The 12841-nt window shown below is 56.9% G+C and carries 10 protein-coding genes; 4 read left to right on the top strand and 6 right to left on the bottom strand.

All coding sequences use genetic code 11. The features are described 5' to 3' along the window. Window positions 1-27: 27 nt before the first annotated feature. Window positions 28-861, bottom strand: a complete 834-nt coding sequence (gene tsf, locus Poly24_RS19820; RefSeq protein WP_145099575.1) for a translation elongation factor Ts — start codon at window positions 859-861, stop codon at window positions 28-30. Between the two features lie 183 nt (window positions 862-1044). After that, on the bottom strand, window positions 1045-1794 hold the full coding sequence (rpsB, locus tag Poly24_RS19825; protein ID WP_145099578.1) for a 30S ribosomal protein S2: 750 nt from the start codon (window positions 1792-1794) through the stop codon (window positions 1045-1047). Between the two features lie 363 nt (window positions 1795-2157). Here rpsB and Poly24_RS19830 point away from each other — a divergent pair, with 363 nt between their 5' ends. Next, window positions 2158-3186: a class I SAM-dependent methyltransferase gene (locus Poly24_RS19830; protein WP_145099581.1), complete on the top strand. Its 1029-nt coding sequence runs from the start codon at window positions 2158-2160 to the stop codon at window positions 3184-3186. A 179-nt stretch (window positions 3187-3365) separates the two neighbouring features. Continuing rightward, the gene (locus Poly24_RS19835; protein ID WP_145099584.1) at window positions 3366-4331 is read left to right on the top strand and encodes a ZIP family metal transporter; all 966 of its coding nucleotides are present in this window, start codon (window positions 3366-3368) and stop codon (window positions 4329-4331) included. A 33-nt stretch (window positions 4332-4364) separates the two neighbouring features. Here the strand turns inward: Poly24_RS19835 and Poly24_RS19840 are convergent, their stop codons facing one another. From Poly24_RS19840 to Poly24_RS19855, 4 genes are all read right to left on the bottom strand, one after another. After that, window positions 4365-5267 (bottom strand): efflux RND transporter periplasmic adaptor subunit, encoded by a 903-nt coding sequence (locus Poly24_RS19840; protein WP_145099587.1) that lies wholly within the window; start codon window positions 5265-5267, stop codon window positions 4365-4367. A gap of 81 nt (window positions 5268-5348) precedes the next feature. Next, window positions 5349-7490 (bottom strand): HlyD family efflux transporter periplasmic adaptor subunit, encoded by a 2142-nt coding sequence (locus tag Poly24_RS19845; RefSeq protein ID WP_145099590.1) that lies wholly within the window; start codon window positions 7488-7490, stop codon window positions 5349-5351. A 2-nt stretch (window positions 7491-7492) separates the two neighbouring features. Continuing rightward, window positions 7493-9376 (bottom strand): efflux RND transporter periplasmic adaptor subunit, encoded by a 1884-nt coding sequence (locus Poly24_RS19850; protein WP_145099593.1) that lies wholly within the window; start codon window positions 9374-9376, stop codon window positions 7493-7495. A 36-nt stretch (window positions 9377-9412) separates the two neighbouring features. After that, window positions 9413-9829 carry a PilZ domain-containing protein gene (locus tag Poly24_RS19855; protein ID WP_145099596.1) on the bottom strand — a complete coding sequence of 139 codons (417 nt, stop codon included), beginning with the start codon at window positions 9827-9829 and terminating at the stop codon, window positions 9413-9415. Between the two features lie 318 nt (window positions 9830-10147). On the opposite strand from Poly24_RS19855, the gene Poly24_RS19860 reads away from it, so the two are divergent. Both Poly24_RS19860 and Poly24_RS19865 read left to right on the top strand, forming a co-directional pair. Further along, window positions 10148-11383, top strand: a complete 1236-nt coding sequence (locus tag Poly24_RS19860) for a Glu/Leu/Phe/Val family dehydrogenase (RefSeq protein ID WP_145099599.1) — start codon at window positions 10148-10150, stop codon at window positions 11381-11383. Between the two features lie 463 nt (window positions 11384-11846). After that, complete coding sequence (locus Poly24_RS19865) at window positions 11847-12815, top strand: DUF1559 domain-containing protein (protein WP_197452037.1); 969 nt, start codon at window positions 11847-11849, stop codon at window positions 12813-12815. The last annotated feature ends 26 nt before the right edge of the window (window positions 12816-12841 follow it).

The raw sequence follows: 12841 nt of genomic DNA on the forward strand, positions 1-12841 counted from the left end.
GATTTCAAACGACACTCGGGTTCGCGATTACGCTTCGCCCAAGATCCAGTGGGTGTAACCCTTCACGGTCATTCCCTTGTCTTTGGCGTATTCGCCCACGGTTTGCGATTCTTCTTTCACAAACGATTGCTCCAACAACACCTTTTCGGCGTAGTAGTTGCGCATCCGGCCTTCGACCATCTTGTCGACAATCGCTTCGGGCTTGCCTTCAGCAATCGCTGCGGTACGCAAAACTTCACGCTCCTTGGCAACTTCGTCGGCATCCAATTCGTCGACGCTGAGCGCCGAAGGACGCATGGCGGCGATGTGCATCGAAACGTCTTTGGCCGCTTCGTCGCTGCCACCTTCGACCGAAATCAATACGCCTGCAACGGTACCCGCGTTGTGCTGGTATCCGCCACATGTATTGTCGACGCGGACAAGACGTCCAACGTTGAAGACTTCGCGAATCTTGTTGAACAGTTCGTCCTTCTGATCGCCCAGAGTCTTGCTGGGGTCCGAAGGGGAGGGCTGGCTGAGCAGTTCTTCGGGAGTGCTCGCGCCGGGGCCGGTTGCCAATTGTTGAGCCAAGTCGTTGGCCAGTTGAACGAAGCCTTCGTTCGTGGTTACCGGTGCGCTTTCGCACAGCAGTTCCACCATCGCTCCGCTCGATTTGTCCTGCCCCATGTACATCCCGAAACGACCAAACGCGGTTTCGCGATCGGCACGCTTATCGAGCATGTCCTTGCCTTTTTTGCGGAGCAGTTCGAACGCCTTTTCTTCGTCGCCACCTGCCTCTTGCAGCGCATTCTTGCAGTCCATCAATGGAAGGCCGGTTCGAACGCGGAAAGCCTTAACCGCTGCTGCGGAAACCTGACTCATTTCTAAGATTCTCCCTGTCTGATTCCGTCGCGACGCCCGTGACGCCGCCGGTGGGGTTGTGAGATGTGATAACGGGAATCCCAGCGGCGGCTGACCGTTGTGGCCAGCCGTTGCCGAATTCCCGACGTCCACGCCATGCACCAAGCGATGCTTGCGTGCGACGTCTTGTTTCCCGAATCGGGTTTACGTGGTTGCCGGAGCGGGTGCCATGGTCTCCACAGCCGGTGCGCTATCCTTTTCTTCGCTCGCGCTTTCGCCCTTGCCTTCGCGTACGGCGTCGGCCAATTGGCGAACGATCAATTCGATCGAGCGGATACCGTCATCGTTGCCTGGGATCGGCAGATCGACCAAATCGGGATCGCTGTCCGAATCGATCAACGCAATGGTGGTGATTCCCAATCGCTTGGCTTCACGGATCGCATTGCGTTCCTTGCCTGGATCGATGATCACCAAACATTCAGGAATACGATTCATCGTTCGCAGACCGTTGAGGTTGCGGTACATCTTGCGATGTTCGCGGTTCAGCGAAGATTGCATCTTCTTGCTGTACATGTCCATTTGGTTGTTGTCGCGCAGTTTTTCCAACTCTTCCAGGCGAGTCAGGCGGCTGCGAATGGTTCGGAAATTGGTCAACGTTCCTCCCAACCAACGTTCCGAAACGAAAGGCATGCCGCAACGCAGCGATTCCTTCTCGATCGCTTCGCCTGCTTGGCGCTTGGTTCCCACGAACAGGATCAAGCTGCCGCCAGCGGCGACCTGCGACAGATACTTTTTGGCACGCAACATGCCACGCAGTGTTTCGCGAATGTCGAGGATGTGAACCTGGTTTTTGCGTCCAAAGATGTACGGGGCCATCTTAGGATTCCAAAGGCTGGTTCGGTGTCCAAAGTGAACACCCGCCTCGATCATGTCCTTCACGATAGAATCTGACATCGACTTATTCTTCTCCAGAGTGAGCACGGGAGTTCGAGACGGACGCTTCGCGGGCGTTTGCCGCAAGCAAGCCGTCCAGGGCAACATGCCCTTCGCCTTCCCCAAGCTATAAAAAAGTGGTTTTGAACACCCTGGTTGATCGCTTGTGGCGACCGACCGGGTGGATGCGCAAAATCTCGTGCCGCTAAGTCTATCGCAGCCTGAAATTTAGGTCAATTGCTGATCGTTCGACGCCCCCCCCCCATCGGCGGCAGATCTGTCATTTACTTGCGATCGCTGCATCTGTTATTGATCGGTTTTTCAAGCTCCCAATCCACCCTAAAGGTGCCGCAGGAGCCCGATTGTTAATTTTTGGAAGCCGCCATGGTTCTTGGGAAAACAGCAGGCCAAGCCGCTTGCCGCATCTGTAGTTCCGCTGGGCTGGAACTGATTTCGACCCGCGATCGCCGACGCCAGGCTTTGGAAACCGTCGTCTGCACTAGTTGCGGACTCGTTCAGCACGCGCAAATCCCTACCAGCGAAGAGCTTGCGGAATTTTACAGCTCCCAGTACCGAATCGACTACAACGGCGAAGCGACTCCCAGCAACCGCCGCGTCTATCGCGAATGGCGTCGCGGACGCGAGCGTTTTGACGCTCTGAGACCCTTTGTCGAACCGGGAGACCAAGTTTTCGAGGTCGGTTCGGGAATCGGTTGCAATTTACGGCAGTTCGAAAATTTTGGCTGTTCGGTCAACGGAATCGAGCCGGGTGAAGGGTTTTGCCAATATTCTCGACAGCAGTTGGGCGTGAACGTTCGCTGTGCCTTCCTGGAAGATTTAGCCGACGAAGCGCGGCAGGATCAATCGCTGGTCCTGTTAGTGCATGTCCTCGAACACCTGCCCAACCCCGTCGACGCGCTGCGGCAGATCCGTCAACTGATGCGACCCGATGGCCATCTGTTTGTGGAAGTCCCCGATTTCGGCCGTCCGCACGCCGCCCCGAATCGTGTCTTTCATTATGGACATATCTACAATTTCACCGAGATCTCGCTCCGCAACGTGGCACACAAAGCTGGCTTCCGAACCCAGCCGGTCTCGCTGAAGAGCAGTCATTTGCCGAATCTCGCGATGGTTTTGACTCCCGATCCCGATGCGGAGAAGGTTCCGATGGTCAACGGCTATCGAATGGCTGTCGATGCATACCATCGCTATACGCCGCTGGAGTACCACTTGCGGCCAGCCAAATTGCGGACGGCGATCGGCAAGGCGATCGATCACGTCGACGAGTTTTTGTTTGCATCGAGCCAGGTGGCTCGGCTGCGAGCCGACCGACCTGTAGTCAGCACCGTTCGCTCGGGGAATAGCTCGTTGCCGCAAACCGCTATGGCGAGTGCTGTTTGCGCCTCGGGCTAGGAGATTCGGAGCGGTAGCGGTTCGTCGTTCGCGGATGGCGAATTGTCTAAAAGCCGCATCCGGCGTAAAGTGGCAGCCCTAACGGATTGCGAGGCGGAAGTGTCTTGTGGTCTGGCGGGCAAGTCTCTCTCGGGGGCTTGAGTCTCTTGCTCCTAAGCTGCCGGTAACCTTTCAAGTCCATGCTGCCACCGACCCTTCTGATCATTCTGTACTGCGCAATGATCGTGGCCGCATCGCTTTTGGGTGGACTTTTGCCATCGATCCTGCGGCTGACCCACCTGCGGATGCAGGTCGTCATGAGCCTCGTTTCCGGGCTGATGCTCGGCGTGGCGATCATCCATATGCTGCCGCACGCCGCAATGCGCGTCGATTCGTTTCTGCCGGTCGCCTATTCGATGCTGGGCGGCGTCGTGATGATGTTCTTCCTGCTGCGGGTGTTCCACGTTCATCACCACACCGATCCGGATCACAGTCGTTGCGATCACGATCATGCCGACCATCCGGTCGCCGAATCGGTCGATGGCGATCCGCATTTGGTCACGCTTTCGGAACCAGGCCACGCAGATCCTCATGTTCACGACCATAGCCATTCACACGATCATTCACACAGCCACTCCCATGACCACGCACACGACGATGCAGTCGTCAACTTAAAACTTCCCAGCCGATTCAGTTGGCAGGGGCTGTTTGTCGGTTTGGCGATTCACACGTTGATCGATGGAGTAGCATTGGCAGCCAGCGTGCGCAGCGAATCCGGTGGCAGCATGACCTTCCTGGGACTGGGGACGTTCCTGGCGGTGATGTTGCACAAGCCACTCGACGCGATGTCGATTACTTCGCTGATGCGTGCGCGTGGCACGTCGCTGGAGAATCAGATGCTTGTCAATTGCGGTTTTGCGATGGCCTGTCCGTTGGGCGCGATCTTGGCTTGGAGCAGCCTGGCATCGCTGGGCGGCTCGCCGACGATGGATCTGTTTTTGGGATGCAGCCTGGGCTTTTCCGCAGGGTTTTTCTTGTGTATCGCCCTGGGAGATCTCTTGCCCGAAGTCCAGTTCCATTCGCACGATCGCGGCAAGTTAACCGCTGCGTTGCTTTTAGGTTTGTTCATCGCGATCGCGATCGAAGCCCTACACACGCATTCGTAAACGCAACGGCTGTCGCTCGGTTGGCATGGCGGTTTATTGGCGGACCGATGCCAGATCGGATTTCAATTCCAACCGGACTGCGAACCCCGCGGGCAGTTTTCGATCGGCGTTTTCGATCTCGAACACACAACGAAACGTCCCACTGGTCGCATCGACGACTGGCGCCACATAGATCGCCTTTGCCGGCAAGGATTGGTGGACCGGCGCATCGGCACGCATCGAATACGTTTGGCCGACAACGATGTCACCAAACAGCGCGATCGGCAAAAACATCTCGATCTCCAATTGCCGCGCGTCGACGATCATTAGCGCTGTTTCGTTTGGATCGATCGGCTGCCCCTGCTTCTTGTCGATGCGAACGACTTGACCTGCAAATGGGGCGATCAGATGAAACTTCTGCAGTTCAGCCGCCTTCAATTCCAAATTCGCTTCCGCCGCTTTGGCTTCTTCTTGCTGTACGGTCAGCACCGCCTGGGCCTGAGCGAATTGACTCCTTTTTTCATCGAGCTCGAATTCAGAACTCGCTTGTTCGCGAAACGCGAGTTCCAAGCGTTTCAATTGTCGCCCCACCAGTTCGGCTTGCAGTCGCGCCGATTCCACTGCGCCGTACTGCGACGCCTGGGCTTGAGCCACTTTCCAGGCGGCCCGAACCACGGCATCGTTTAACGACAACAAAGGTTCTCCCTGCTGGACCCATTGGCCATCGCGGACATGAACGTTTGCGACAACTCCGGGAATCTCGAACCGCATCTCGCTGTCTAATTTCCCTCGCGCGATGCCATGCAATTGGCTACGTGTTTCGAGAATCGATCGGTCGTAAGGGAACGCATCCCATTTATCTGCCCCGACCGGCTCGATTGCGACAACGCGCGTCGGCAGCCCCGACGCGATCGCCACCGCCGGCAACAGGATCCACAGAAGATAAAAAGCTTTCATAATTGTCGTCTCATTCAATCAATAGTTAGCGTTCGGTTGCAGCCTGGGATTCGGGTTAAACCTGGGCACCCGCGACGCGGATTAGCTCATCGACAGTTTTTCGATGAAGACAATCAATCTCCGGGCCATCCAGAACGCAAAAGGTTCGTAGCGGCGACCAAAGTTCAGACTCGCTTGGCTTTTGTGCCGGACCAATTTTTGAATCGTCTCGGGCAATTCGACCTTCAGCTGAACCAACGGTTCGATCGACCTGCCCGTCACCGGATCGATGGGGATATCGCCGCCAGCGAGATGGGTTGCGGCGATCTCGTCCATTTCGACCTGAGCCGCGGGGGCGACATGTTGGATTTTTGCTGTGAACGAACCGAGCCGAGCCCCCGGAAAACGGACATTGACACGGTCGCCGATCTCGGGCGAAATGATCCGCATCTGTTCCCCCGTCAACCAAACGTTGACGATGGTGGTGCCGTCGACGACCGTCGCCAACGGATCGCCCACTTGGACAAAACGTCCTTGATCGCGCGGCGTCATGCTTTCGACGAGCGCTCCGGTGGCGGGAGCGCGGACGACGAGATTCGTCATGTTTTGTTGGGCATGCAGCAGCGAGTGTTTTAAGCTGTGGACCTGATGCCGCATCTGGGCCATCTGTGACAGGTCGGCTTGCCCAACGGCTTGCAGTTCCAATTCGGCGCGTTCCAATAACGCTCGATCGGTTGCAAATTGCAGTTCAAGATTTTGATTGCGTAAGCGAACCAAGGGTTCTCCAGCGGCAACCGGTTGGCCGACACGAACATCCACGTGTTCGACGAACCCTGGCGAATCGGCATGGATCACAAATTCCTGCTGGCCGCCGACAACCCCCGTCGCACGAATTCCGCCCGGCGTCGGCAGAACCATCAACCCAAGCGGCAACACGACCAACGGAAGCACGCTGATCGCATAGGCTCGCGGCCGCACCGACGCGGTTTGTTCGCTGTACCATAGATAGTTGATGAACTTCTTCAGACTGCCGCCGATCGAATAAACAAGGAACAGCGCCCCCAAGAACATGCCCAGCAAAAAAGCGTGCGATGCCAAGAGTGCCGCGAGTCCTAAGAAGACGAAGCAGCGATAGATCGAGGCCGAAATCCCGTAGGCCAGCAACACGATTCGCATCGACGGCTGGGCCGTGCCGGCAGCGATGTTTCGCAAGCCGAGCACGTGGCGTTGGAATGTCGAATTGATTTCGTTGGTCGCCCGCTGGCGAAGGTTGGGAACTCCCAGCAAGTCGCTGAGGATGAAATAGCCGTCGTATTTCATCAGCGGGTTGGCGTTGAACAAGACGGTGATCGCGGTGGCCATAAAAACCAGTTGGTAGGCGATCGATCCCAGCAATGTCGAAGGTCCCCAAAAGGCCCACACGAAGACCGCCGGAATCGCCACCAGCGACTCAAAGTACATCCCACCTACCAACACGATCAAGCGATGGATGCGGCGGGGAAAAGTCCACGCGGCACTGGCATCCACATACGCCAGCGGCGCTCCCATCATCAGGATCATCCCCATCTCGGGAACGCGACCGCCGAACAGCTTGCAGGCGTATCCGTGCCCCAGTTCGTGCCACACTTTGAGAATCGCCAATACAACCGCCAGCGTGACCACGTTGGATGTCGTGAGGGTTGCGTTGAGCGGTTGAAAAAATTCGTCGCGGCGGAGCACCACGATCGAAGTCGCGACCGCCAGACCAAACAACCACACCGGAACAAACCATATCGAAAACAGCCAACCGAACCAGCTCGCGGTTCGATCCAAAAACGCATCGGGCCGGGCCAACGGAATGCGCAGCGACATCAGCTGCATCGGCAGCGATTTCATCTTGGCTTTTTGAGTCTGTTTGTAGCGTTCGTACAGCTGGGGACCGTTGTTCGCGGGCAACGACAAGACACCCAGCGACTGCAGTTTCAAAACGAACCGGTAGTAGCCTTCTTGCTCGGAAGGGACCAGGTCGCCGCGGTCGACCATCGCTTCAAAACATTGTTGCAATGTCAGTGCATCGTCCAGTCCAGCGACGATCGAATAATCCTGTAAGCTCAACCGATGGTTTTGGAAGCTGATCGGATCGTGCAGCATGTACGACGGTTCGCCCTGAAACAGATGCCGGCTGACGGTGACATCGCTGCGCAGCATCGCTCGGGCGTCGGCAAGACGCTCGGCAAGAGTCGGTGGTGCGGGGGAATCGGTCATCGCTACAGCCAGAATTTCATGTGCAAATAATCGAGCAGGCCATGCATGCTGACCCACCAAACCGCCTTGCGTTGAGCCTGAATCCGGCCCACGCCTTTCATTCCCGCCTTCATCCAATCGGTTTGCGAATCCAATTCCGCTTCGGCGATGAAGACGTTTTTCCCATCGACAACCTGCGCCGCGCCGCCGACCCAATCGATCTTAAAGGCGATCGATTGATCGGGGTGCGAATAGGCGCGGAACACGCCGGACTGATCCTGAGCAACATACGGTGCGACATGGTCGGGAACCATGATCTCAACAACCCAGCGTTCTCCCGGCGCGAACGTTACCAACGGTTCGCCCTGAGGCAGCACTTGGCCGATGCGTTTTTTCAGATCTGCAGCAACCACGATTCCAGCGGATGGAGCCCGCAGGGTCGATTGTTCGATTTGATTTTCAATGCTGTCCAATTGGCTGTGCAGGACGCGGACATCCGCCTTGGCCAACGCCGCTTCGCCGACTTTGCGATCAGCGATCGCTTGGCCAACGACGACTTCGCTGCTGGCGATTTGAGCGCGCAATTGATTGCGTTGCAGCTGCAATTCGCGGCTGTCCAAGACCACCAACACCTGGTCTTTTTCAACGCGATCCCCCGAGCTGACCAAGACGCTTTCGATTCTTGAATCCAACGGCGCGGCCATGTTGACCACTTGAGCGGGCGAGAGGACGCTTTCGCACATCGGCCGGTAAGTTAAGCTGCCAAACAGGAACCAGGCAAAAAATAATCCCGCGGTGATCATCCCCGCCTTCCGCGCATGCGACTGAGGTTTCAACCACGGCAGGATCGCACCGCGGCCTTCTTCACGCACATGTTCGGCAATCGATCGACTCGATTTTTCGATCAATTGCAGCGAGGGGCCAAAGGGCTCCAACAGTTTCGTGATCGATTCCAAGTCTTCATTGGAAAACGGTTTATCGGCGCCGCGCGACAACGTGACAACGGCCAACACGTCGCTGTCGAGCATGATCGGCACGCTGATGGCGGCGCAGTTGTTTCGCTCGCTCCAACCGCGATGTATCGGCAACGTCCGCTGTTGTTCGTCGTTCCGCCGACTGGCAAAGATCGGGGTTTTGAGGTCGCAACATTCCTCCATCACCTGCCGCATGTCGGCCACTCCCGGACTGTTCGCTTTGATCGTCGAGAGTCCTGAAATCGCTCGCACTTCGACACGCTTGCCGCGAATCAATCCGAGCCCCGCTTTGCCGCATACAAAGCGGTCGGCCAAGGTGTTGACCAACGTGATCGCAAATTCATGGCGGTCGCCCATCTTGGCAACGCGCGACAGCACACGCGCCCAGTCGGCGTTGCGGTGCGTCTTATCCTGGGTGGGACTTGAATTGATACATCCGGCCGCGGCCAGGGTTAACGAATTCAATTCGGCAACCAACGCGTTGATGTCGGATTGATTGCGTGGGACCAAGGCTACCGAAAGTCCGCCGGTCGTCTCGCGTTGCAAGGGATCGCGAATAGGAACACCGATGGTGACATATTTTTTCGTGGCGTCGAGGGAATTGATCCGAAAGACCGGCGCTTCTTCGCAGATCGCGTCGGTCAGCGTTTCGGAAACGGCGATCGATCCAACTTCGATCAGCATCGTTCCCGACAATCGCTGGCTTTGATGTGAGTCGTTGTAGTTGGTGGCTTGGCCGCGAACATCGATCTTGGCAACCAGCGGCTTGTAGTGGTCGACGATTGTCGCGAACAACTGACGGTAAACCGCGGCCGCGGAGGTTCCGTTGGCGCTTAATTGGCGAACCAATCGCGACAGATGCCCCAACACAAACGTGTCGGCGCTGGAATTGTTGGATGTGCTCGGTTGGTCGATGTTTGCGGGAGCTGACATGCGGCGAATCCTTGAGATGAAAAACCGGTTCGCCGATTAAAACGCGGACGTTAACGATTCACTGTGATCCTGCCGTGGATTGCTGAAAAACGTGAACCCTTGTTCAAAACTTCCTTCGCGGATCATCCGACAACGGACACAGCGGGCGAAGAAGTTTCCCATTTGCAACGATCCCTCGGAGGTCGAAATCCAGTAGACGTCGCCCACCATCAGCGGTTTGTCGGTCAGCGCGCCGCAGCCGGTTTCCGACAGATCGCGTAGCTTTCCAGCCAGTTTCCAAGCGTTCCGCTCCCGCGAATTGGCGGGCTGAATATGAACCGGCGTATCGAGCGCCCGCCGTTCGGCGACGCGTTGTGATTCGTTGCTTGTCGTGCGGCAAAGCTCTTCGAGCGCGCGGAGATCGTTGTCTGCGCCAAGCAGTTGTTCGCCTGCAACTAGATGTTCGCCAAGCATGATCTGTGCCTTCGTCGGAAAATCGCGGAATGGACGGGTTGAGAAAATCTAGGTCAACCCGGGGCGCAAGCAGGCAAACAGGCACCGGTTCGGCCCACCGTTGCGCCACCATGGCTGGCATATTCGGAATAGCCCGCACCACACGATGTCTGGCTACGGGCCGATCGGTTGCGTGGGGGAGCAAAACCTGACAAGACGTTCCCACCGCGGTCGGCGAACCGCAGGGATGGGCTATATTAGAGATTGCCACGGTATTGGTCCCCAAGAACGTGCGTTATCGGGTCCCCGAAATTTAGGTATCACGAGAAGGAAGAACCTATGCATGCATTTGAGGCAACGCAAACCTACTTCAACCGCGCCACCGAGCACGTCGAAATGAGCGACAGCATGCGGGAGAGCTTGCAGATGTCGAAGCGGGAACTGCAGGTTCAAGTCTCGTTCCACAAGGACGATGGCAGCGTGATGAATTGCGTCGGCTATCGGGTGCAACACAACAACAGCCGTGGTCCGATGAAGGGGGGACTCCGTTATCATCACGAAGTCAACCTGGATGAAGTGCGAGCGTTGGCCAGCCTGATGACTTGGAAGACCGCCGTCGTCGACCTTCCGTATGGTGGGGCCAAGGGGGGGATTGGGGTGAATCCCAAGACGCTCAGCCCATCGGAACTGGAACGAATGACCAGGGCGTTTGTCGATCAGATCCATGATGTGATTGGCCCCGACACCGATATTCCCGCCCCCGACATGGGCACCGATCACCGAACGATGGCTTGGATTCGCAATCAGTGGGAAAAGTACCACGGCTTTAATCCCGCCGTGATCACCGGCAAACCGGTCGAAGAGTACGGAGCCAAGGGACGCGAGGAAGCGACCGGCCGCGGCGTGGGCCTGCTAACCTTCAAGCTGCTCAAACGCAAAGGCCGCCGCCCTCACGAATCCCGCGTGGCGATTCAGGGATTTGGCAACGTCGGTTCGCACGCCGCCAAATTTTTGCACGAAGCGGAATTTCCAATCGTGGCAGTCAGCGATGTCAGCGGCACCTATTACGATCCGCGGGGCTTGGACATCCCACAATTGCTGCGGCACACGCTGATGCACAAAGGATCGCTTGAAGGTTTCAAGGAGTGCGAACGATTGCCTGGTGAGGCGCTGCTGCAAACCGATTGCGAAGTGCTGATCCCGGCGGCCCTCGGCGGCGTGATTACCGGCGAAAACGTCGACCAGATCCAGGCCAGAATCATCATCGAAGCGGCCAACGGCCCGATCTGGCCCGACGCCGATGAACAATTGAACGAGCGCGGCGTGGTCGTCCTGCCCGACATCCTGGCCAATGCTGGCGGCGTGACGGTCAGCTATTTCGAATGGGTGCAGAACCGTCAGCACTACCGTTGGAGTCTCGACCGCGTGCGGCAAGAACTCGACCGCACGCTCAGCGAAGCTTTTGAGAATGTCTGGCATACAGCGCAAGATAAAGGCATATCGCTGCGCGAGGCGGCTTTTGGCGTCGGCATTCAACGGGTCAAACGGGCCACCGAACTTTCGGGTTCGTTCTAATAGCGGATCTTGCTGTCGACGGTGACCTTGGCTCCCGCAGGGAGCCAAGCGGGTAGCCAAAGTTTGACGCGCAGCGCTGCAACTGCGGAATGCGAGCCCCGATCCTGCGTCACCCCTCCCTTGGGGTAAACGCCGACGAATGTGCCCCTTTCATCGGGAGCCTCTACCGCCCCCCCTCACGGAGAATTCGCTTCATACTGTACGATGGGAACCTTTAGCGGATGGGTAAAGAGATTTCCCGAACCGCAGTGTAAGTCCACCATTGATATGCGCAATGACGAAGAGTAATATGGTGCCTTAAAATCCCCAGCTAGCCACTCAAGGGTTGCCAACAAGCCACTTCTATCACGTGGCGGCACTCTCCCCCCTCAGACTAGCTCGTTTATCATCACGTCCTTCCTGGAGTCAGTCTATGTTACCCCGATCACCTTCTAAACGCGGCTTTACCCTAGTTGAACTACTGGTGGTGATTGCCATTATCGGCATCCTAGTGGGCCTGCTGTTGCCAGCGGTTCAAGCGGCGCGCGAAGCGGCGCGTCGGATGAGTTGCTCGAACAACATGAAGCAACTTGGACTGGCGATGCACAACTACCACGACGTCCATCTTGCCTTTCCCGCCTGCAATTACACAGCAAATGAAGACGACGGTTATGCCTATTTGGGGTATAGCGCTTGGGTGCAGATCCTGCCATTCATTGAGCAAGACGCGTTGCACCAAGGGATCGTTCAATCGTCGGATCAGTTTTACAAACGGTGGCACAACGTCGCTTCTCAATACAAGAACGCCAAGGTTGACGCATTCCTGTGTCCTTCCGATTTAGCCTATCCGTCGGGCAGTCCGGGCTGCAACTACGCGGTTAGCTACGGAACCACCACCTCGTTTTCGAATCCCACGAATCAAAACGGGATGTTCCGTGGGCCGCAAACCGATCACTCCAAACCAGGTGTGGAAACAAAGATGCGTGACGTGCTTGATGGATTGTCCAACACGTTGATGATGTCCGAACACTTGGTTGGCGATAACGAAACCTCCTCGCTGATGAACGGCAATTCCTCGGAACCTCGCAAGGGATCTTCCGCGGGCTTTAACACGTTCCCAACGCAAGCCCAGCTGGATACGTTTGGTGCTGCTTGCGAGGCCGTTTCAGACCACAACGGTTCGAATGGGCAGTTCTGGATTACCGGCTTGCCAACTCAGACCATGATCAACACCTTGGCAACGCCCAACTGGCGGTACCCAAACTGTCAAACAAGCTCGAGCGGTTTTGCCTCGGATCGTGACGGGGTCTACACTCCGCGAAGCCGACACCCCGGAGGCGTCATGGCGACGGTCGGCGACGCGTCGGTCCGGTTTGTCGGAGAAACCATCGATCTCAGCACCTGGCAAAACTTCGGCGCTCGCAACGACGGCACGCCGCTTCAACTTCCGTAGCAATCCGCATTGATTTCGAGCAAAGT

This window comes from Rosistilla carotiformis (assembly GCF_007753095.1).
Lineage (GTDB): Bacteria > Planctomycetota > Planctomycetia > Pirellulales > Pirellulaceae > Rosistilla > Rosistilla carotiformis.